Annotated in this window: 16 protein-coding genes; 12 read left to right on the forward strand and 4 right to left on the reverse strand. The window is 44.5% G+C overall.

What is annotated here, in order from left to right; all coding sequences use genetic code 11:
• Positions 1-23 precede the first annotated feature (23 nt).
• The 4 genes from JMX03_RS06195 to JMX03_RS06210 all read right to left on the reverse strand — a co-directional run bounded on the left by JMX03_RS06195 (position 24) and on the right by JMX03_RS06210 (position 5,219).
• Positions 24-1,496, reverse strand: a complete 1,473-nt coding sequence (locus JMX03_RS06195; protein WP_201595260.1) for a di-heme oxidoredictase family protein — start codon at positions 1,494-1,496, stop codon at positions 24-26.
• A gap of 153 nt (positions 1,497-1,649) precedes the next feature.
• The gene (locus tag JMX03_RS06200; protein ID WP_201595262.1) at positions 1,650-3,245 is read right to left on the reverse strand and encodes an RCC1 domain-containing protein; all 1,596 of its coding nucleotides are present in this window, start codon (positions 3,243-3,245) and stop codon (positions 1,650-1,652) included.
• A gap of 233 nt (positions 3,246-3,478) precedes the next feature.
• Positions 3,479-4,693: a magnesium/cobalt transporter CorA gene (gene corA, locus JMX03_RS06205; protein ID WP_201595264.1), complete on the reverse strand. Its 1,215-nt coding sequence runs from the start codon at positions 4,691-4,693 to the stop codon at positions 3,479-3,481.
• Positions 4,694-4,829: 136 nt separating this feature from the next.
• Positions 4,830-5,219 carry a DUF2237 family protein gene (locus JMX03_RS06210; RefSeq protein WP_201574933.1) on the reverse strand — a complete coding sequence of 130 codons (390 nt, stop codon included), beginning with the start codon at positions 5,217-5,219 and terminating at the stop codon, positions 4,830-4,832.
• Between the two features lie 613 nt (positions 5,220-5,832).
• On the opposite strand from JMX03_RS06210, the gene JMX03_RS06215 reads away from it, so the two are divergent.
• The 12 genes from JMX03_RS06215 to JMX03_RS06270 all read left to right on the forward strand — a co-directional run bounded on the left by JMX03_RS06215 (position 5,833) and on the right by JMX03_RS06270 (position 21,766).
• On the forward strand, positions 5,833-7,074 hold the full coding sequence (locus tag JMX03_RS06215; protein WP_201597837.1) for an ATP phosphoribosyltransferase regulatory subunit: 1,242 nt from the start codon (positions 5,833-5,835) through the stop codon (positions 7,072-7,074).
• 212 nt (positions 7,075-7,286) lie between these two features.
• Entirely contained in the window at positions 7,287-8,576 is a 1,290-nt protein-coding gene (locus JMX03_RS06220; protein ID WP_201595266.1) for an adenylosuccinate synthase, read from the forward strand.
• A gap of 314 nt (positions 8,577-8,890) precedes the next feature.
• On the forward strand, positions 8,891-9,322 hold the full coding sequence (gene ndk / locus JMX03_RS06225; protein WP_201574930.1) for a nucleoside-diphosphate kinase: 432 nt from the start codon (positions 8,891-8,893) through the stop codon (positions 9,320-9,322).
• Between the two features lie 464 nt (positions 9,323-9,786).
• Positions 9,787-11,031 (forward strand): 23S rRNA (adenine(2503)-C(2))-methyltransferase RlmN, encoded by a 1,245-nt coding sequence (gene rlmN / locus JMX03_RS06230; protein WP_201595268.1) that lies wholly within the window; start codon positions 9,787-9,789, stop codon positions 11,029-11,031.
• 157 nt (positions 11,032-11,188) lie between these two features.
• The gene (pilW, locus tag JMX03_RS06235) at positions 11,189-12,097 is read left to right on the forward strand and encodes a type IV pilus biogenesis/stability protein PilW (protein ID WP_227695404.1); all 909 of its coding nucleotides are present in this window, start codon (positions 11,189-11,191) and stop codon (positions 12,095-12,097) included.
• On the forward strand, positions 12,094-12,912 hold the full coding sequence (locus JMX03_RS06240) for a helix-turn-helix domain-containing protein (RefSeq protein WP_201595272.1): 819 nt from the start codon (positions 12,094-12,096) through the stop codon (positions 12,910-12,912). Before pilW ends, JMX03_RS06240 begins: the two co-directional genes overlap by 4 nt.
• 96 nt (positions 12,913-13,008) lie before the next feature.
• On the forward strand, positions 13,009-14,124 hold the full coding sequence (ispG, locus tag JMX03_RS06245) for a flavodoxin-dependent (E)-4-hydroxy-3-methylbut-2-enyl-diphosphate synthase (RefSeq protein ID WP_201574927.1): 1,116 nt from the start codon (positions 13,009-13,011) through the stop codon (positions 14,122-14,124).
• 140 nt (positions 14,125-14,264) lie between these two features.
• The gene (gene hisS, locus JMX03_RS06250; protein WP_201595274.1) at positions 14,265-15,557 is read left to right on the forward strand and encodes a histidine--tRNA ligase; all 1,293 of its coding nucleotides are present in this window, start codon (positions 14,265-14,267) and stop codon (positions 15,555-15,557) included.
• A gap of 112 nt (positions 15,558-15,669) precedes the next feature.
• Entirely contained in the window at positions 15,670-16,488 is an 819-nt protein-coding gene (locus tag JMX03_RS06255; RefSeq protein WP_201595276.1) for a YfgM family protein, read from the forward strand.
• An 84-nt stretch (positions 16,489-16,572) separates the two neighbouring features.
• A complete protein-coding gene (bamB, locus tag JMX03_RS06260) occupies positions 16,573-17,781 on the forward strand; it encodes an outer membrane protein assembly factor BamB (RefSeq protein WP_201595278.1) in 1,209 nt (402 codons plus the stop codon).
• Positions 17,782-18,166: 385 nt separating this feature from the next.
• Positions 18,167-19,600 carry a ribosome biogenesis GTPase Der gene (gene der, locus JMX03_RS06265; protein WP_201595280.1) on the forward strand — a complete coding sequence of 478 codons (1,434 nt, stop codon included), beginning with the start codon at positions 18,167-18,169 and terminating at the stop codon, positions 19,598-19,600.
• 219 nt (positions 19,601-19,819) lie between these two features.
• Positions 19,820-21,766 (forward strand): sensor histidine kinase, encoded by a 1,947-nt coding sequence (locus tag JMX03_RS06270; RefSeq protein ID WP_201595282.1) that lies wholly within the window; start codon positions 19,820-19,822, stop codon positions 21,764-21,766.
• Positions 21,767-21,786: the final 20 nt, after the last annotated feature.

Below are 21,786 nucleotides of genomic sequence, written 5' to 3' on the forward strand. Positions count from 1 at the left end.
AACAGCAGTTAATGCGCAACGACCTAAATGCTTCGCAAGAAGCTGAGCAAGGTTTGTTTCTCTTCAGCAGGCAGCTGTCTAAAGCGCGTTTTTGCTTCTTCAGCTTCACCGCCGTGCCACAATATTGCTTCGGTTAAACTGCTCGCCCGACCATCATGCAAGAATCGTGCTTCTGGATCACGCGCTACAAGCCCAATACCCCAAAGCGGTGGTGTACGCCATTCAAAGCTTTCAGCATTTTTTTCTTTCACACCATCATCCAATCCTGCACCCATATCATGCAAAAGCAGGTCAGTATAAGGGTATATCACTTGCTGTGATAGGAGTGGGAATCGGATGCTTTCCCCAGTTTTTTGCTTGGGTGTATGACAGCCAGCACAACCAACATCGGTAAACAAAGTAGCGCCTTGATTGAAGGTTTGTAAGTCATTGATTCGCCTTTCAGGCACTGCCAACGCTGTCATAAAGTCAACCACGGCATCTAAGCTACTATCTGACACTTCAGGACTACCACCGTTTTCTGCTGTCCAACAGATTGGTTGATTGACTGTACAGTTGGGATCCATAAATACTGAGGTAGTTAGCCCCATATCCTGTGACATAGCATTGGCGTTTTGCGTACGTAAGCTTGAGTTAATTGCTTTCCAACCAAAGCGCCCAACCTGTTGTTGATTGCCCTCATAAACCCAGTGCACGCGACCACTTATACCATCTTGGTTGCTGTCATCTGAATCGGCTGCGGCAATAATATCAGCTTCAGGGATTAGGTTGAGTAGCCCCATACCAACTAACTGTGGTGAAATACGCCCACTAATGGCAGTGTTTCCTAAAGGTTGAGTTGTATCAGTAGGAGTAAAGGTAAACTCAGTACCAGACGGTGTGTTTTGAGTCGCAGTCGTGCTGCTATAGTGCATTTTACCTTCAGGGGCAATACTGGAGTCAGTGCTTTGATGTTGCATTTGCTCACCATAGTAAGCATGTGCCGTACCCTGCCTATCACCCAGCCTAAACAAAATCGCATCACTCAACTCACCATTAGCAAGATGAATGGGTTTGCGGCCTACATCGCTATGGCATTGGGTACAGGCATTGGCGTTGAATAATGGGCCGACACCATCAAATAGCACGCGGCCGACATTCGCGGGTGTCCATTGAGTAATAAATAGCTCGCGTCCAGGTGAGATACCGCCTAATAAACTGCTCGGTAGATTAGGCATTATCTGTAAAAATGGACGTGCTACATCAGAATTGATAGTGGCTGCGCCGCCAGCTGGTAGCCAGTTAGTATCCGTTTCTTGGTTGCTATTATCATCAGGTAAGACTGGTAAGTTAGGGGAAGTGGAGGTACTGTCGTCTGAACCACCACAAGCAGTCAATACGATGCTAAACGTTAACAGAGTCGTACGCACAATAATGGGCAATGATACAGCTGGTGCCTGTTTAAAGAATTGTTGAGAGAATCGCTTAGGTGTCGTGAAGTTATGCGATAAAGACATGGTGTTACCTAAAAAGAGTGTCATAAATGAATACAACGCTGATAATAAGTCATCTAACGGATAAAAGGGCTGCATAGCATATGTGCCCTTTTATCGCTTATTATGGCGTTTTATAAGGTTTGGGTTTGCCAGTATATTGGCATGACGCTGGTGCTAGTTTGGCAGGCTAATGGGAATAGGATAGTTATACATCCATATATGAGCAGCGTTTGCACTGCCGAGTGAGCCCTCAAAGCTCCAGCCCCAAGTGAATAAGTTGCCATCAGCCTGTGTGTTTGATGTCTCATGAGCAATGAGGTGCATCGCGCCCATTGCTATATTATCGATATCCGTCAAGCTGGTGAGCTTGTCAGTCGGCTCATCCAAATCATTATAGATGGTTCTTCCTATGTCATTAGTCTCACCAAACATACCCCAAGGGTAGACCTTGCCATTATTCAGTAGTGCGTAGCTGGCATTGCCATTGGCATAGATACGGCGCACTTCTTTGTCCGTGAACCAAGGAAGCTTTTTGGGTGCAGTGACTGTACTATTCCAAGCGTTATCGGTATTAGAGAAGATTTCGCCGTTATAGCCCACTTGGCTGCTGGCATTCAAGCCCCAGCCATAGACCGAGTCTTGATTGGTTAATGCTAAAACATGATCACGCCCAGCGGCCAATTGCGTGACGATTTCAAGGCTATCATCTGCTACGTCAGACGTCTGAACCACTGAAATACGGACTGGTTTAGGGTTTTCGTTAACACAGTTATTAGCACTGGTACATTCTTGGCCTTTCCCAAGGTTGGCATAGGCATCGCTACCCCAGCCCCAAACTTGACCTTTGTCATCAAGTGCATAAGAGCTATTTGCACTGGCCACCACTTGTACAATCTGGCCAGCATCTATGGCAGAAAAGTCAACTTTGACAGGGTTGCTGCTATCAGTGGTTGAGCCATCGCCCAGTTGTCCTTGACCATTGGCACCAAAAGCCCAAACAGAACCGTCTTTGGTTAAGACTAAGTTGTGCTTATAGCCAGTAGCAACCATCAGAGCATGGTTGATTTCTGAAATGGTAGAGATATCAAGACGGCAATCCTCTTTACTGCTGCAGCTATGACGACCTGTCTCACCGCGGCCCAGTTGTCCATATTTGTCCTCACCCCAACTATAAACGTGACCCTCTTGGTCGATGGCTAATGAGTGATTTTGGTTAAAGCTAATGCTGGCAAGATTGTTTGGAGCACGGCTCATTAATATAGGTGTGGCAGGGTGGACACTGATATCGGATAGTTTTGATGTCATATTGAGGCCGGTTTGACCGTAATTATTGCGTCCCCAACCATACAGCTGACCGTCTTTAAGAGCACCTGTATGCGAGCCTCCAGCAGCAACCTTATCGCCCAAATAGATAGTTTTAATAGACTGTGTGATATTGCCAGCTTTATCGGTTGCCGTTAGAGTCAAAACATTCCTACCTAGTGCCAATAAAATACTATCATTAAATAGACCCTCACTATTTATGGTAAGCACTTGATTTGGTTTGTCATTGAGTTGATAGGTTAATGACTGCATTCCACCAGTATCTTTGACCTGACCTGCTAAGAATACTGCTGCCACGTTTGAGTAGCCATCACTAAATTGATCATTAGTGATCAAGAGAGGCGGCGTCACATCACCTATCTTGATATCGTCTTCACCACCACAAGCGTTGAGCAGTAGTGCTGTCGTGACAAATGTTAATGCTTGGCCTAGACGGGATAAATGCATAAAAACCTCAATAAATGATTAAAATTAGCAACACTGACGGTAAATAAGTACCGTAGCAATACCTGAGCAAGAATTAATGCGAATAGTATTACAAATGATAATCGTTATCAATAAAAATATAGAAAATAATGAGAGTTAATATGCTATCCAAACCAATAATATCTGGAAATAATGACTTTAAGTTCAGCTTTTAGAAAAGGAGCAGACGACCAGCTCAGTTTTAGAGTGGCGACTTACAACCAACCCAAGCGCTTAAAGTTGTAGTATAAGTAGCCGCATAATGAGCCGATGATCAGCATGATGACAAGATATGAATATTCCCAGTGCAGCTCAGGCATAAAGTCAAAGTTCATACCATAGATCCCAGCTATGGCTGTCGGTACTGCCAATATACCCGCCCAAGCGGCAAGCTTACGTACGACCTCGTTCTGTCCCATATTGACCATGGCCATGTAGGTATTCATCACCACGCTCAGCATCTCATTTAAGCCGTTGATGGCATCTAAAGAGTGTAACAAATGGTCATTCACGTCACGGAAGTAGGGTCTGGCTGCTTGCGAAAACGGTGAGACTAAATCACTGTGGTTATGATTGATAAAAAAACTACAGATATCTTGGACTGGCAAGATAACCGCGCGCATATGTACCAGCTGAGACTTCAATCCGTACAAATTGTGCAGCGTCTCTTTATTAAACTCATAAGTAAATATATTACGTTCTTGCTCACGTAAGTAGCTGCCTAAACGATCGGTGATAGGCATATAGTTATCGACGATAAAGTCAAGAATGGCATGCAAGACAAAGATAGGTCCCATGCGCAGTTTTTCAGGACGGCGGTGGCAATGGTCACGCACTGGAGCATAAGAGTTCGAGGGACCAGTGCGAATGGTAATTAGGTAGTTTTTACCCATAAAAATGGCGGTCGTACCATAGCGAATCACACTGCCTTCTAGCTTTGCCGTCCGTATCACTAAGAAGATGGTGTCGTTGTTATAGCTTTCTATTTTGGCGCGTTGATGATCTGCAAAAGCATCTTCAATCGCTAGCTCATGCAAATCAAACGCACTTTGTACTTCAGCGATGGTTTGAAGGCTAGGCTCATATAGACCGAGCCAGATGAACTGACCGTTGTTGGTGAGTGCCTTGCTGACATCACTGATCGCTACCTGATTGAGTCGCTCGCCTGTCTTTCGAGAGTAAGAGTGACAGTTGACGATCTCATTGATGCTTAAAGGTTCAATGTCTTCATAGCGTTCAGCATCAGGGTCGTAGACCGTCATGGTCTCTAGGGTATCTTCTGCGGTTGCATCTGCATCGCCATAGATATAACTGTCATAATCGACCCGATAAGGGTGGTCACTGTTATTAACAGAATACAGATGATTGATATTGGAGTCAGGGGTGATACGTGTGGTCATCTTGATAGGCTGCTTGTCATCGTGATTCATATCACCTCCTGTCATATGGTGTAAAAAAATCGCTGCTGATGGCGTAAGCTACCAAGACGCCGCAGCTATAACTTATGATGTGTGTTGCCAGCGAGCGTAGATGCCCACGCAGATAGGCTAAATGGAGTTTTTACATTTATAGGGCATAGCGCTTCAAAGTGTCGATATCGACTAGTGCCAACAAGCTTTCGTGACAAGCTTCAAGCTTAATCTGCGGGGCAACACCGAAGTCCAAAGCTTCGACCCAACGTAAAGCGCAGACACACCAGTAGTCGCCTGGCTTTAGACCAGGGAAGTTGTATTCAGGTAGCGGCGTGATTAAGTCATTGCCACGGCTGGCTGAAAAGTTCAAAAATTCACTGGTCATTTTGATGCAGACGGTATGTTGACCAACGTCATGATTGCCAGTATGGCAAAAGCCATTACGATAATAGCCAGTAATAGGGTCAAAGCAGCAGCTGGCAAGGGCAGTGCCCAGTACGTTGGTTTGATTGTCGGCTGGGTTAGGATGGTAGTCAGATGACATAGGGTCTCCGAGGTAGATGATATTATTATAGGGTTTGGTAAATGAATTAAGCGTATGCCCTCGCAATCGATAAATATCGCTATGCATGATGGCACCGTCAAATGTGGGTTAGTGTAACATGGGTTCGATAGGATATTGTCATACAAAACATTGCTATAAATTTCAAATGCTTGTCTACGGGTATCAAAAGCTAGCTGCGAACAGGGTTTAGGATAGATGCACTCTAATCATTTTAAGAGAGTGTTCAGCTATCAATAACTTCCTATAACAACTAACCCTATATTGGCTGTAATTGTGACTAGGCGAAACTTGGCTGCTATGCTAAACTTAAAACTTAAAGTGCCTTGATCATTTATCGCATTAATTTAGTCGTTTTATCATTTCCATTTATGCTCATTATCCCTATTTTTTGGTATTACCTAGTTTGTTTATCATAATTGGGTCAATGATGGTGCGTTTAAAAAACACAGCTCATCATTAATGAGTTCATAAAAACACCCTTATAATGCCGCGTTTTTTTGGTAAGCGATACGCCAAACAAGGATTTATTGTGTCTGCAAGTTCTGAATCAGCTGTTCTCGACCTATCACGCTCTGAAAACAACACCCAGTCTATGGATCATAGTACCGCATCTGGTGGTGCTCCACATTTAAGCAATTTTCATTTGAGTAACTTCAGTGCAGAGGTTGCCAATAGTTGGCTATTGCCTGATGGTGTCGTCGATGTGTTGTTTGAAGATGCACAAAAGCAAGAAGTGCTGCGTCATCAACTGACTCAGCAGCTCATTACGCATGGTTATCAACTGGTATGTCCACCGATGATCGAGTATACCGAGTCATTGCTTAGTGAGGCGTCAGAAGATCTTAAACGTCAGACTTTTAAGATTATTGACCAGCTGACGGGCCGCTTGATGGGCGTGCGCGCTGACATCACACCGCAGATTTTGCGTATTGATGCGCATCATGGAGGCGATGGTATTGCTCGTTATTGTTATGCAGGCGATGTGATTCATACCTTGCCATCAGGGCTATTTGGCTCACGTACGCCGCTACAGTTGGGTGCAGAGATATTTGGCTGTGCGTCGCTGAGTGCAGATATTGAGCTGATAGATGTGTTGTTTACGATGATAAACAACCTAAACATGAGTGCAGCGCTGCATATTGATTTGGGTCACGTAGCGATATTCAAGCGCTTAGCCATATTAGCAGAATTGCCTGATAGTGATACCAAACAGTTGATGCACTTATATGCGAATAAAAACCTACCAGAGTTAAAGCGTGTCTGCCAAGCGCTGCCAATGGGTAAGGATTTTTATACATTGGCGCGTTATGGGCATGATATGTCTCAATTGCTGGCCAAACTATCAGATACGGCACAGCAAGATACCGATATTGCCACCGCAGTCGATGAGCTGCAACGCTTAAAAGAGCATCTACAGCAGCAATGGCAGTGTGATGTCAGTATCGATATTACTGAGTTGTCAGGCTATCACTATCATACTGGTATCGTCTTCAATGGTTATATCAATAGTGAGACTCAGCCACTGGTTCGTGGTGGTCGGTTTGACGGTATACAAATCCACAATGAAGAGCCAAGAGATGCTACCGGCTTTAGTATGGATGTCAGCCGTTTGCTCGCCCATACACATTTGGATGACCCCACAGTTGTGGTCATTAACTACAGCGATATGAGTCATGCTGATGGCTTGAAAACACAGGCTTTACAGCAGCAAGTAAAAAGCTTACGTCAGCAAGGTTGTCGTGTCACCATGCCGCTAAATGAGCATGATCGTCCCGTTGGGCTCACACACCGCTTAAGCATTATAGATGACCAGTGGCAGCTACAAGCCGTATAGCCAATCTATTATAAAAGAGTGACAGCGTTAACCTCGCTTGATGTATTACTTATACATCTGTACTCGGTTGCCTTGACTCTCTTTCAAATTGAATCGACTATATAGCCAAATGCTATCTGGACTGAAAAACAACATCACTTTATAGATGTTTTAAAATTTTAAATTTACAAAGTTATCGTACACACCTCAATACATCATTGTAAGGATTAATCATGGGTAAGAACGTCGTAGTTTTAGGTAGCCAATGGGGCGATGAAGGTAAAGGAAAAATCGTTGACTTGCTCACCGAAAAAGCCTCAGCCGTTGCACGTTTCCAAGGCGGTCACAACGCAGGTCATACCTTGGTTGTCGATGGTAAAACCACTATTTTACACTTGATTCCCTCAGGTATCTTACGTGAAGGCGTCACTTGCTTCATCGGTAACGGTGTGGTGTTAGCGCCAGATGCCCTATTAAAAGAGATGAAAGAGCTAGAAGACAACAACGTACCGGTACGCGCGCGTCTGCGTATCTCGCCTAATTGCCCACTCATCATGCCATACCATGTGGCACTCGACCAAGCGCGTGAAGCCAAACGCGGCACGGGTAAAATCGGTACGACTGGCCGCGGTATCGGTCCTGCGTACGAAGATAAGGTTGCTCGCCGTGCTATCAAGCTTGCTGACTTATTCCGTGCAGATCTAGAAGAAAAACTACGTAATTTAATCGAATATCATAACTTCCAACTGACTCAGTACTACAAGGTTGATGCCATCGATTTTGATGAGACTTTCAAGCTGTGCCAAGAGTGGAAAGAAGAGCTAACAGGTCTGGTCACTGATGTAACGGAAGAGCTGAATCAGATGCGCCTTGAAGGTAAAAACTTGATGTTTGAAGGTGCTCAAGGTACGTTGCTTGATATCGATCACGGTACCTATCCGTTTGTGACCAGCTCAAGCGTCACAGCAGGCGGCGTATCTACTGGTACGGGTATCGGTCCACTGTATTTAGACTATGTACTTGGTATCACTAAAGCCTACACCACACGCGTTGGTAGCGGTCCGTTCCCAACTGAGTTGTTTGATGATGTTGGTGCACATTTAGCGCGAGTTGGCCATGAATTTGGTGCGACGACTGGACGTGCGCGTCGCTGTGGTTGGTTCGATGCCGAAGCGCTACGCCGTGCGGTGGTACTTAACTCTATGTCGGGTATCTGCTTGACCAAACTTGACGTGTTAGATGGTCTTGAAGAGCTACTCATTGGTATAGGCTACGACTTACCAGAGACTGAATGTGCAGGCGCGCATGATGCTGAATTCTATGAGTCAGTGACGCCAAGATACGAAACATTAGAAGGCTGGAGCGAGTCGACGGTTGGTATCACTAACTATGATGACTTGCCAGAAAACGCCAAAAAGTACATCAAGCGTATCGAAGCCTTGATTGACTGTCCTATCGATATCATCTCAACCGGTCCTGACCGTGAAGAGACGATCGTACTGCGCGATCCATATGATGCGTAAATAGATAGACCGAAAGCAGACTACTTTAAGTGAATAAATAGACCCCGATGCCTGAGCATGGGGGTTTGTCATTTAAATACTGTCGCTGCTTTGAGATTTATAGCATGTCTTACTGTTAAGTTTACGTTCATGTAAGAGACAATCATAAATTAACCCTATCATTTATAGCGTCAATCATTATAATAGGCAACAATCTTACGTTGAGTGTTGTGTGTCCGTATTGGTGATACATAGCAATGGACTTGGCGTGATGGCTAGAGATAAAACAATCCCTTTCATTTCCTGTTTAACCAACTATTTATTAGGAGCTTTTCATGGCTAACGAACGTACTTTATCTATCATCAAACCTGACGCTGTTGGCGGCAACAACATTGGCGCAATTTACAGCCGTTTTGAAGACGCTGGTCTAAAAATCGTTGCGGCAAAAATGCTGCATCTTGATGACGAAAAAGCAGGCGGTTTCTACGCTGAGCACAAAGAGCGTCCATTCTACAATGACCTAGTATCATTCATGACTTCAGGTCCAGTTGTTGTGTCTGTATTGGAAGGCGAAAACGCTATCGCTAAGCACCGTGAAATCATGGGCGCAACCAACCCAGCTGATGCTGCTGAAGGTACTATCCGTGCTGATTTTGCTAGCAGCATCGATGAAAACGCCGTTCATGGTTCAGATTCAGCTGAATCAGCCAGCCGTGAAATCAGCTACTTCTTCAATGATGATGAAGTTTGTGCACGTACGCGTTAATAGCGGTGATTATTGATATCATCTGTTATGATTAAGGATGATTGTTAATAATTATACCAAACCCAAAAATTACGACTAGCGGTGTCAAACTCGCTAAGCCTACTAAGTGTAGTACTTGCACTCGTTTTCCTAGCTACTCTATTTTTGGAAACGGTATTAGTTTCGCCAAGCGGCTTATATCTTATGGTATAAGCCGTTTTAGCTATTATAATAATCGTATTCTTTATTGAAAACTGTCGCCGTTTACCTCATTATCTATAATTACTCAGCATTATCAATCCCTTATCAGCATACTTTTATCATTTACTATTTATGAGTTCTAAGCGTTCATAGTAAATGAATACAACGTTAAATTGATAAAACCTGCGCTCATAACGGATTGCTCATGCACCACGGTATGGTCAAATCCCTATAAATAATTGCAAAGCTCGTATAAATACGCTCATGCAAAAAGGTTATCTATTATGTCCACTATTCAAACACCCATTCAGCACGTACCTGCAAAAACTACTAATAGCATTAAGCTGGTAGATGAGGCACAAGCCAAGACCAACCTATTAGGAATGACGCAAGCGCAACTTGCCGACTACTTTAAAAGTATCGGTGAAAAGCCGTTTCGTGCGACCCAAGTGATTAAGTGGATATATCAGCACGGTGTGACTGATTTTGAACAGATGACCAACCTTAGTAAGTCATTGCGTGATAAATTGTCACTGAATGCTTGTGTGACTCCGCCCAAAGTCATTCATCGTCAATATAGTGATGATGGCACACGTAAATGGGTGTTTGAAGTGACGGGTGGCTCGCTGGTTGAGACGGTGCTTATTCCCGCAGATGACAGTAAAGTGAACGGCCGTAAGACCTTATGTGTGTCTTCACAAGTAGGCTGCGCGCTTGACTGTAGTTTTTGTAGTACTGGCAAACAAGGCTTTGAGCGTGATCTGACGGCGGCGGAGATCATCGGGCAGCTATGGGTCGCCAATGCCTCATATATGACTGACGAGCATGATAGTTTAGAGGGTGTTGATCACAGCTTATGGGAAAACAATGTGACCAACGTGGTCATGATGGGCATGGGCGAACCGTTATTGAATTACAAGCCAGTGGTCGGCTCGATGGAGCTGATGCTCAGCGATCACGCTTATGGCTTATCAAAACGCCGTGTCACCTTATCGACATCAGGCGTAGTACCAAAAATGTATCAGCTGGCGCAAGATATAGATGTGGCACTCGCCATTTCACTGCATGCACCCAATGACGAGCTGCGTAATGAGCTGGTACCAATCAACAAAAAATATCCGTTAGAGGAGCTCATCGCCGCCGCAAAAAACTATGTCTATGACGTCAATCCGCGCCATAAAAAGCATGTGACCATTGAGTATGTCATGCTAGATGGGGTCAACGATAGCGATGAGCATGCCAAACAAATGGTGGCGCTGCTCGATGGCTTGCCAAGTAAGATTAACTTAATCCCGTTTAACCCATTTCCGCATGCGCCTTATGACAAATCAAGCAATAACCGCATTCATGCTTTTAGCAATATCCTGAGTGAAGCGGGTTTTGTTTGTACCATTCGTCAAACGCGTGGTGATGATATTGATGCCGCTTGTGGTCAGTTAGTTGGGCAGGTAGCGGATCGAACCAGACGCTCGGCAGCATGGCAACAAAGCATCAAGGATCGCGGTATGAATAGTGATGTAGAGGTTTAATATCTCTTTTATCAGAGCTTGTAGCAAAAAATACAGCTGTCATTCATACTCTGAAACAATGAGGAAATGTAGTAATGTAAACTAAATTGTACTTAAGGTATCTAAATCCATTAAACTAATGGCTTTGTTGATTTGCAGTTTTATGAAGGCGGCTATGATGACCATTAAAAACGCTTGGCGTAAGCCGAAATGTTTACTCCCTAAGTACTTAATGCCTAAGTACTTAATGCCTAAGTGCTTACTGATAGCAAGTGCGCTTATGGCCTTGATGGCGGCTGGGTGTCAAAGTACGCCCAGTAACGAGCTTGCTGGGATGGAGTATCAAACCTCAACCCAACCCAGCAATAATCGCAACCTTGATAAGCAAGAAATCGCCCGCGTTCGCACGTCGCTTGCGGCGCAATATATCCGCAAAAACGAGCTTGATACCGCACAGCGTCAACTAGAAAAAGCCTTCGCTGCTGATAGCCGATATGCACCCGCCTATGATATGATGGGCGTCCTGTTGCAGCAAGAGGGCAGCCGCATTAATCTTGAAAAAGCAGATCAGTATTTCAAGAAAGCAATTGCGCTAGATAGAGATTTTGAACAAGCACGTAATAATTATGGCGTTTACTTATCCCAGATGGGACGCTATAGCGAAGCAGTAGAGCAGTTTGAGGTTGCAGGCTCGGCTTTGGGTTATGAAGGACGCATCGGCGCGCTTGAAAACCTAGGGCGTACGTATTTGCAGCTTGATAATAGACCCGCCGCGGCCAAAGCTTTTTTACGTGCATTAGAGGGTAATCGCAACAGCATCATTGCTCATATCGAGCTGGTTGACTTACTCCTTGAACAACAGCGTGTGCAGCAAGCGCAAAGACTCTATGATGAGACTTTGATACTGGTAAAGGGGCAGGGTATGAGCCCGCGACTTCTGTTGCAAGGTATCAAACTTGCCGCCGCGCAAAATGACATAACGGCGCGTCAACAGTTGGCGCAGCAGTTGCTATCCGCTTATCCATTAAGTGATGAAGCAAAACAACTTAAGACTTGGCTTAACAATCCAGAGGCACCATGGAAATGACCAACCCATCAACGAACAATCAATCTAACGCTCAGGGATCATTTGGTGCCATGCTGCAGCAAGCCCGTAAGACTAAGCAATTAAGCTTAGAGGATGCATCACGCGAGCTGTTTATTTTAAAGCGTCATCTGCAAGCGATGGAAGACGAAAACTTCTCAGCGCTGCCACAAGCTGCTTTTGCCCGCGGTTTTGCTATTAATTATGCAAAGTTCCTAGATTTAGATCCTGTACAAGTAGCGACCAGTTTTGATGCAGCTTACCCTAATGAATTGAAGGTACAGTCGACAAGTAATATTGATTCCCCATTACGGCCGATGGGTACCTTGCAACGTGATAGCCGTAGCCGGATTCGCTTCAATCCGTTACTGATTCTTGCCGTCATAGGCTTGATTATCTTGGCAGTGTTTTTATTCCGTATGGTGACCAATGCCAGTAAAGACTCTCAAGACACAACCCCAGTTGTTGAAAACCTGTCAGCATCAGAGCAAGCGCAAGGAGCAGCAATCGATACGAGTGCTATCGATAATGTCGGTGCATCTGGCTCTGCGCTCAATTTAAATAATACGGCTGCTATGACAAATGCGGCACTAGACGTCAATGTAACGGCTAATGCTGATATCACTATCACCGATGCGTCAGGCGCCAGCCTGATGTCTGGTCGTCAAACGGTTGGTGACTATAAGCTGTTTGGTACACCTCCTTTCAATATTCAGATTGATAATGTAGACAATGTTAATTTATCGCTTAATCAAGAAGCGGTTGCTTTAGATCAATATGCGACCGATAAACAGGCCAGCTTTGCGCTAACACCTTAAGCGGTCCTGATTTTTAGAAGCATTCATTTCAATTAGCGCATTCATTATCAATTCATGGTTTAATTCTATCTTTTGCTATGCTTAAAGGATTCATATATGTCAACGTCATCGCCTATTAACCGTCGTCCTACCAAAAAAATATATGTCGGTGATGTCGCGATTGGCGGCGATGCACCGATCAGTGTGCAGAGTATGACCAATACTGACACTTGTGATGTGGCAGCGACGGTTGCCCAAATTGAGCGCTGTGTTGAAGCAGGTGCTGATTTGATGCGTATATCGACGCCCACAATGGATACGGTCAAAGCTTTTGCTGAGATTCGCAAACGTGTCAGCGTGCCCTTGATAGCCGATGTACATTTCGATCATAAAATTGCGCTTGCGGTTGCCGAAGCGGGCGCGGATTGTTTGCGTATCAACCCGGGCAACATCGGTAGCGATGCCAAGGTACGTGAAGTGGTTGCTTGCGCCAAAGACTACAATATTCCAATTCGTATTGGCGTCAATGCTGGCTCACTCGAAAAAGACATTCAGCGTAAATATACTGAGCCAACTGGCGAAGCGATGCTAGAGTCGGCCATGCGCCATATCGATATTTTGGAGCGTCTAAACTTTGACCAGTATAAAGTGTCGGTCAAAGCCAGCAATGTATTTTTGACTTTGGATGCGTATCGCTTGATATCGGCACAAATCGATAACCCGCTGCATCTTGGTGTCACCGAAGCTGGCGTATATCGTACTGGCGCGGTCAAGTCTGCTATTGCACTGGGTGGTTTATTATTAGATGGTATCGGCGATACCATACGCATCTCATTGGCAGCAGAGCCTGAAGAAGAGATTAAGATCGGGTTTGATATTTTAAAATCGCTCAATATCCGCTCTAACGGCGTCAACTTCATTGCTTGCCCAAGCTGCTCACGCCAAGAGTTTGATGTCATCAAAGTGATGACGGCACTAGAAGCACGTTTGGAAGATATTCGTGAACCGATGAACCTATCGGTTATTGGCTGTAAAGTGAACGGTCCAGGTGAAGCAAAAGAGGCTGACATCGGCATCGTGGGTGCAGCGCCAAAATCATTGGTCTACCGTATGGGTGAAAAAAGTCACCTCATCGATACCGATAATTTGGTTGATGAGATCGAGGAAATGGTACGTGCGCATGCTGATGACTTGGCAAAGCTGCGTGAAAACGAAATCATTAGAGTTAAGTAAGGTAGTGATAAATCATTACGATTAGCTATTAATTACTAATAATTATCAGTGATTCATGATTAGTGGTTAATAGTTATAAATTTGGCACCGATAACAACAATAGAAACAACGGTTATAACTTTTAAGGATATGATTGCATCATGATCAAGGCTATTAAAGGGTTTAATGATATCTTGCCAGAACAGTCGGCTAAGTGGCTAAAGTTGGAAGCCATATTGGCAGATGTATTAGGTAGATACGGTTACGAGCATATTCGCTTACCGATCGTTGAGCAGACAGATTTGTTCGCTCGTGCTATCGGCGGTGCGACCGATATCGTCGAAAAAGAAATGTATAGCTTTGCTGACAAATCAGATCCGCCAACGCCTCTAACCTTACGCCCTGAGGGCACGGCAGGCGCGGTACGTGCGGTGATTGAACATAACCTACTGCGCGGCGATACGCCAAAGCTTTGGTATATTGGGCCGATGTTTCGCTATGAGCGTCCACAAAAAGGCCGCTATCGTCAGTTCCATCAGATAGGCGTGGAGAGTTTCGGTAGTGCGTTGCCAGATGCTGATGCCGAATTGATTGCGATGACGCATCTGATGTGGCAAGAGCTGGGTCTAAAAGATGAGATGCGCCTAGAGCTGAATAGCCTAGGAGAGACCGATGAGCGTCGTGCTTATCGCGAGGCGCTGGTGGCTTATTTAACCGATAAGCAAGATCAGCTTGATGAGGATAGTAAGCGCCGCCTAACCACCAATCCACTACGTATCCTCGATAGTAAAGATGCCAATACACAGGCGCTACTTGCTTATGCGCCCAAACTGGCGGACTTTTTGGGTGAAGAAAGCATTGCGCATTTTGAGCAAGTGCAAGCGTATTTGACGGAGCTAGGCATTGATTATGAAATCAATCCGCACTTGGTACGCGGGCTTGATTATTATAATAAAACAGTCTTTGAGTGGGTAACAGACAAGCTTGGTAGTCAAGCGACTGTCTGTGCTGGTGGACGTTATGACGGACTAATCGGACAGTTAAAGTCTGTCGGCGCGCGCGATGATAAGCCAGCCAAATCTGAGCCTGGCGTTGGTTTTGCAATGGGTCTTGAGCGCTTATTATTGCTTATTGAAGCAGTCGCTCCGATGCCAGAGACCTCGGCCTGTGATGTTTTTGTCGTTGCTCATCCTGACGTATTCAGCGCAGGCTTTAGTTATGCACAAAGATTGCGTTATAGCCGCCCAGATCTAAGAGTAAAAATGGCGAGTGCGACCAGTTTGAAAGCGCAAATGAAAAAAGCGGATAAGTCAGGAGCGGCATTGACCGTCATCATTGCACAGCAAGAGCTGGATGACAGCACCATTAGCATTAAAAATATGCAGACGGGTGAGCAGAGCACTGTGGCGCAAGATTGGCTAGAGGCAACAGAGAACTTTATGCGTCCTCAATAAATTCGTTATTGGTTGAAATGTCGTCAGATGCATTCAATTTAGCAAGCTAACTTATAATCACTCGCTCTTTCGCAATGAGTTTTAATAACTAGATTTTATTAGGTAAACAAACATGGTTCAGAATACTCAATCGCCAAATGCAGACAATTCGATGCAAGCGCTCAAGCAATACGGCAGCTATATCGTCACCGCTATTCTATTAGCACTGGCAGGCTATTTTGGCTGGACCTATTGGCAAGACAATCACGCGCGGGTAGATACTGTTGCTGCCGATCATTATGCTGATATCCAAAGACTGAATGAACAAGTCAGCTTGGCCGCGCAAAACCCAGATCTAGAAGCAGAAGCGCTAGCAGGGCTGGCTGCGAGCCGTGAACAGCTCAATCAAGATATTGATGCTTTAGTAAGTACTCATGGCAACTCGGTTTATGCTTGGCAGGCACTCATGATTAAAGCTCGTCAGCAAGTTGATAGCGATGACTTCGCTGGTGCTACCGAAAGCTTGAAACAAGCATTATCAATAGACTTGGGTGATGCAGGGTTAAGTGCCATTACTCGCTTACGCTATGCGCAGATACTATTGTCAGCGGGCGATGCAGATGCGGCGCTATCGGAAGCAAGTAATGATGTGCCTGTTTCTTTTGAAGCGAGTCAGCAAGAGCTGTTAGGTGATATCTATTTGGCACAAGATAATAAAGAATCTGCCATAAAGTCTTACGAAAATGCTTGGGAGCTACTTCGTAAGCGTCAAGAAACCCGTGCAGTATTGGTTTTAAAGATGGAAAGTTTAGGTATCGTGCCTGAACCAATCAGCGAGCAAGCCAGTCTTATTCAAGCTGCCGCTCCAGCAGCAGAGCCATTACTAATAGAAAACGGCAGTATTGAAGCCGGTGTTAACAATAGTAACGATTCTGACTCAGCAGCGCAGTAAATCAGCAGTACAATAAGCCATAGTTTATATTGATGATATCTGTTATTTTATTGACAGTTAATTTATTCGTAGTGAGAACATACAATGACCCGATCTATTCGCTTCAGCAAGATGTCAAAGGGCAAAACCATAAAGACCACTGTCATGCACGTGGCGGTATTGGCGCTAATGACGACTGCTGTCGTTGGCTGTAACCGCGGTATCAAGCCAGTCGTAAACGATCCAGTAAAACTGGTGCAAATTGCGCAGCCTATAAGTGTGCTGCAGCCTGTGTTTAGCGTTGATGTCGGTAATAAAAAAGCCAGTAAAAAAGACCCACTTAATTTGCAAGTGGGTTATGGTAATGAGCAAATTATCACCGCTTCACGTGGGGGTGATTTAACGGGCTTTAATACTGCTGGACAGCGCATATGGTCAGTGAATGTTGATGATCAAATCACAGGCGGGGTGACATTAGACGAGTTTAGCCAGACGGCTATTATCAGTACCCGTGGCGGTTTGGTGATGGCGTTTGATAGTGCGACTGGCGCCAAACGCTGGCAGAAGCAGCTATCGGGATCCGTGCTGACACCTGCGCTTATTAGCAATAATCGAGTGGTTCTATCTGCCAATGATGGCTTCTTACATGGGTTGTCTCTCCAAAACGGACAGTCAGTTTGGCAGTTTGCAACCCAAGTACCAGCGATTAGTATTCGCGGTACGGCCGCCCCGACATTGCTAGACGATAAGACAGCTTTGCTCGCTACGGCTGATGGTCGTTTGCATGCGCTTACTATTGATAGCGGTCTGCCACTGTGGTCAAGACGAGTCGGTGTCGGTACAGGCAGCAGCGAAGTTGAGCGCATGAGTGATGTGGATGGCATGCCTATCATCAATAACAATCAATTATTCGCCATTAGCTATAGCGGACAGTTAATTGGTATTGATTTAGCATCGCGTCAAGTGATGTTCGTTAATGAACTTGCCAGTCTTAAGTCTTTAGCAGTCAATGCTCAGCAAATCGTTGCTACCAGCTTAGATGGTAAAGTAGTCGCTTATGATCGTACTAATGGTCAAGTGATGTGGGAGAGTGAAGCACTGGCTTATCGTGCGTTAACTAATCCTGTGATGATTGGCAACTATATCGCTGTTGGTGATCTTGAAGGAGTCGTACATTTATTTGATCCTGCAACGGGTGACATTGTTAGCCGAGTTGAGACCAAAGGTGCGTTAACCAGTCTGCAAGTACAAGGTAGTCGTTTAATGACTCAAAGCACATCAGGGCAAGTTGCTATTTGGCAAATGGTTCGTTAAACGTACTTTATACGATCTATTACTGCGTGATCGCTATGTAGATCTATAAAGTAAGAAGAGTATGGCTTGTATTGAATTTAAACGCTGCTGAGTCAGCGTTTAATGTCTTGTGTAACTGCTGCATTTCACGTAATCTATGCGCCCCTGATCCTGATATAATGCAGCAACGACAACCTTGTTAATAAGCTGTGCTTACTTATCAAGTGGATGACTTTCATCCGTCATCTGGTGTTAAGAGACACGTCTATACCAACACGCCTTGTCTTGCCTTATCTTGTCTTGCCTTATATAGTATCCATCTAAATTTTCGGTAATATGACGCCTATTCGCTGTCATCATTATCCGCTACTGTATCCATAACTATGCACACAATAGAGAGTAACGAATGAGTATCAAGCCTGTGGTCGCTTTAATTGGCCGCCCAAACGTAGGTAAGTCTACCTTGTTTAACCAATTTACCAAAAGTCGGCAGGCACTTGTTGCCGATCTATCAGGTCTGACTCGTGATCGTCAGTATGGTGATGCAGTATATGAGGGCAAGGCATTCATCGTTGTCGACACTGGTGGTATTGGTGAAGCAGATGATGGCCGAGGGGATATCGATGATTATATGTCTGAGCAGTCGCATACAGCGATTCATGAAGCCGATATCATTGTCTTTGTCGTCGACGCTCGTGCTGGTATGATTGGCGCGGATGCTGAGATTGGCAAGTTTTTACATACTTTAGGCAAGCCTGTTTATGTAGTGGCAAACAAAGTCGATGGTGCTCATGACTCTGCACCTGCCGAGTTTTATGCACTGGGACTGGGTGAGCCGTTTCCAATGGCCGCAAGTCATGGCCGCGGTGTCGGTAACTTGCTAGAAGCCATCACCACTGACATGCCTGAACAAGAGACAGTACATGAGCCTAATGGCTTAAAGCTTGCCATCATTGGTCGTCCAAACGTTGGTAAGTCGACGTTGGTGAATCGTCTACTGGGTGAGGATAGGGTTGTCGTCTTTGATATGCCTGGTACTACCCGCGATAGTATCTACATTCCTTATAAGCGCGATGGCAAAGACTACGTGTTGATTGATACTGCTGGCGTACGTCGCCGCGGCAAAATCGATGATAAGGTAGAGAAGTTCTCTGTTATCAAGACATTGCAAGCGATTGAAGACTCAAACGTCACGGTTATTGTGATTGATGCCCAAGAAGGTATCGTTGACCAAGATTTGCATATGATTGGCTATGCGCTTGATGCTGGCCGTGCCCTAGTGGTTGCGATTAATAAGTGGGATGGTCTGACTCAAGAACAAAAAGACTATATCAAAATTGAGATGGATCGCCGCTTTAGCTTTATACCTTATGTAAAAGTTCATCTTATCTCAGCGCTGCATGGTACTGGCGTAGGTAATCTCTATCCGTCTATCTTACGTGCTTATCAATCTTCGATGTTTGAAGTTTCTACCAATCGCTTAACGCAAATACTGCAAGATGCAGTCACGGCAAATCCACCACCAACCGTTGGTGGTCGCCGTATCAAGCTACGTTATGCACATATTGGTGGTCATAATCCGCCCGTTATCGTTATTCATGGCAATCAAACTGGCTCACTACCTAAGAGCTATCAGCGTTATCTTGAAAACCAATTCCGACAAGTGTTTAAGCTTGAAGGCACACCACTCAATGTAGTCTTTAAGCTCAATGAGAATCCGTACGCCAATAAAAGTGATACGCCAACCAAAGCCAAAGCGCAACAGCTGCTTCAGCGTCAGCGTAATCGCAAGCAAAAGTACTCTAAATCCGATAGAAAGACCGATAAAAAAGGTCGCTAAATGCTTGATTGACTAGATAGCTGATTAATTAGATGGTTTTTGAATAGGGGGCTGAGTTTTATATACCTCTATGAGCTGTGAATATTTAGAGGCAGATAAGAGTTTTGTAAATCAAAAAGGGAGCAGTGGTGGCTCCCTTCTCAATAGCTTATAACTACCCTTAAGCTCCATGCGTATCATGTATTATAAATAAAAACCAACCCACCTTGAGTGAGTTACATGAGTAGAGACTCAGTTAAAAACATACCTACGCTTATTCGACGTACTATTTTTCAGGCCATCAGCTTTTCAGTATTGGCGGCTTTTGTGCTGTCTTTTTCCTACACCTATGTTTATCAATACCAGCAAAAAGCCATCCATGTTCAGAACTTGGGTGAGCTGCTTGCCAGCAATGCCTCAAGTCCTGACGGTGCAAACTTAGTTGCGAGACAAGTCAGCTCGTTGCTAGAAGATGACCCTACCTTACAAAGCATTCTGTTTTATTCTACTGACCAACCCATATCCGACGCCAATCAAACTGCTATTGGCCGTATAAGTAGCGATTGGTACAACGCCTTATTCAGTGATTCTATTAGCTTCAACTACCCAGTGACCAGCCGTTATCTGAGTGGGAGTAGTACTCAGCGAGATAATACTGTACTACAGCTTACTCCTGAAACTGTCAATAATGAGATGGACACAGCGGAATCATCAAGTCAGACGGCTACTCCGAATGCTTTAGTTGGTTATATTAATATTACTTTAGATATTCATAAGCTGCGTTGGCAGTGGGTATATATCAACTTATTATCATGGTTTGCGACTATCTGCATTCCTATTTTTATCGGTTGGTTTGTATTGCGTAAGCTGAACCAACCGACCAAAGATCTTACTGAGCTAGTTAAGGTGTGTGATGTTGTCATTGACAATCCAGAGCTTCAACATTTGCCGGTTATCCAGCAGAAGTTTTATTTTCAAGAGCTGCTAAAAGTTAAAAAAACATTGGTTGTTTTATTTGACAGGCTGCAAGCTGCACAAAAAGACTATCAGGCTCTCGCTGACTTTGAACTGCAATTGCACAATAAAGACTTATCACTTGATATGCAGCGCTCCAATTTCCAAAGTATGATCACCCATGAGCTTAAGACCTCACTCAATGCTATTTCAGGGGGTTTACAGCTGTTGGACAATCAGTATCTCAATGATGAACAAAAAGACACGCTGGCCATTATTCGCAAGGGCAGTCAGCATCTAGAGTTTACTCTTGAGCAGATTATTCAGCTCAATAAAATTGAAAAAGGTCAAGTAGCACTGAGTCTCAATGAGTTTAATCCATTACAAATGATAGCTGACTTATTATTAGAGTTTGAACCAGTAGCCAAAAAAAAGGGGTTAGATCTGGTTAGTCGCGTTCATCATACTGGTTATATGCTTGAAGGAGATACGACGAAAATTCAGCAAATCTTGACCACGCTCATTAATAATGCGATTAAATTTACAGAAAATGGTCAAGTCGTTATTGAGTCTCAACTGACTCACCTTAATGAAAGCATGCGTTGGCAGGTGCATATTATAGATACAGGTATAGGTATCGAAGATATCTATTTTGAAGATATTTTCTTGCCATTTTTTCAGGTTGACTCTTCCCAAACTCGTGAGTATGAAGGCATAGGGGTTGGCTTATCAGTAATCAAGCAAATAGCTCAGCTTATTGGCGCCTCTATTGAAGTCAGCAGTGATTTGGGTGTTGGCAGTCATTTTGTAGTAACGATGCCACTGCGTCAGAGATATCAATCGCAGCAACAGAGCTTGTTGCAAGGTATTAATATCTTATATTGTCACCAAGATGAAACAGGGTTTGAGGTAGAGACGCTGCAACGGTTCGGCGCTAATGTTACCTGTCATCAACATGCGCAGCTGGTGTTGGATCATTTGGCTGAAAAGGAGGTGGCTATGGTGATGTTTGCTGAAGAGGTGCCACCAGAGCGGGTAGAGCGGCTGGCTAAGCGTATCCGTGAGCATGAAACGACGTATCGAACATTACTTATCTATTGCTATCCACCAGATGAAGAGCGCTATCTCGATGATTTTGAGCCTGGCTTAAAAGCAGCTGGGGTAGACTACTGTCATAGCGCTACACGAGACCCTAGAGTATTGAGTCGTTTGCTCAGTAAATGGTTGTATTGAAAAATCCCATGCAAATAAAG

Source organism: Psychrobacter fulvigenes (assembly GCF_904846155.1).
GTDB classification, from domain to species: domain Bacteria; phylum Pseudomonadota; class Gammaproteobacteria; order Pseudomonadales; family Moraxellaceae; genus Psychrobacter; species Psychrobacter fulvigenes.

Bases quoted from the DNA above. Each gene is read 5' to 3' on its own strand.
- bamB (WP_201595278.1), top strand. From the start codon at position 16,573: ATGACCCGATCTATTCGCTTCAGCAAGATGTCAAAGGGCAAAACCATA.
- JMX03_RS06195 (WP_201595260.1), bottom strand. From the start codon at position 1,496: ATGTCTTTATCGCATAACTTCACGACACCTAAGCGATTCTCTCAACAA.
- JMX03_RS06200 (WP_201595262.1), bottom strand. From the start codon at position 3,245: ATGCATTTATCCCGTCTAGGCCAAGCATTAACATTTGTCACGACAGCA.
- pilW (WP_227695404.1), top strand. From the start codon at position 11,189: ATGACCATTAAAAACGCTTGGCGTAAGCCGAAATGTTTACTCCCTAAG.
- ispG (WP_201574927.1), top strand. From the start codon at position 13,009: ATGTCAACGTCATCGCCTATTAACCGTCGTCCTACCAAAAAAATATAT.
- JMX03_RS06240 (WP_201595272.1), top strand. From the start codon at position 12,094: ATGACCAACCCATCAACGAACAATCAATCTAACGCTCAGGGATCATTT.
- JMX03_RS06215 (WP_201597837.1), top strand. From the start codon at position 5,833: ATGGATCATAGTACCGCATCTGGTGGTGCTCCACATTTAAGCAATTTT.
- JMX03_RS06210 (WP_201574933.1), bottom strand. From the start codon at position 5,219: ATGTCATCTGACTACCATCCTAACCCAGCCGACAATCAAACCAACGTA.
- corA (WP_201595264.1), bottom strand. From the start codon at position 4,693: ATGAATCACGATGACAAGCAGCCTATCAAGATGACCACACGTATCACC.
- JMX03_RS06270 (WP_201595282.1), top strand. From the start codon at position 19,820: ATGAGTAGAGACTCAGTTAAAAACATACCTACGCTTATTCGACGTACT.
- ndk (WP_201574930.1), top strand. From the start codon at position 8,891: ATGGCTAACGAACGTACTTTATCTATCATCAAACCTGACGCTGTTGGC.
- JMX03_RS06220 (WP_201595266.1), top strand. From the start codon at position 7,287: ATGGGTAAGAACGTCGTAGTTTTAGGTAGCCAATGGGGCGATGAAGGT.
- der (WP_201595280.1), top strand. From the start codon at position 18,167: ATGAGTATCAAGCCTGTGGTCGCTTTAATTGGCCGCCCAAACGTAGGT.
- hisS (WP_201595274.1), top strand. From the start codon at position 14,265: ATGATCAAGGCTATTAAAGGGTTTAATGATATCTTGCCAGAACAGTCG.
- rlmN (WP_201595268.1), top strand. From the start codon at position 9,787: ATGTCCACTATTCAAACACCCATTCAGCACGTACCTGCAAAAACTACT.
- JMX03_RS06255 (WP_201595276.1), top strand. From the start codon at position 15,670: ATGGTTCAGAATACTCAATCGCCAAATGCAGACAATTCGATGCAAGCG.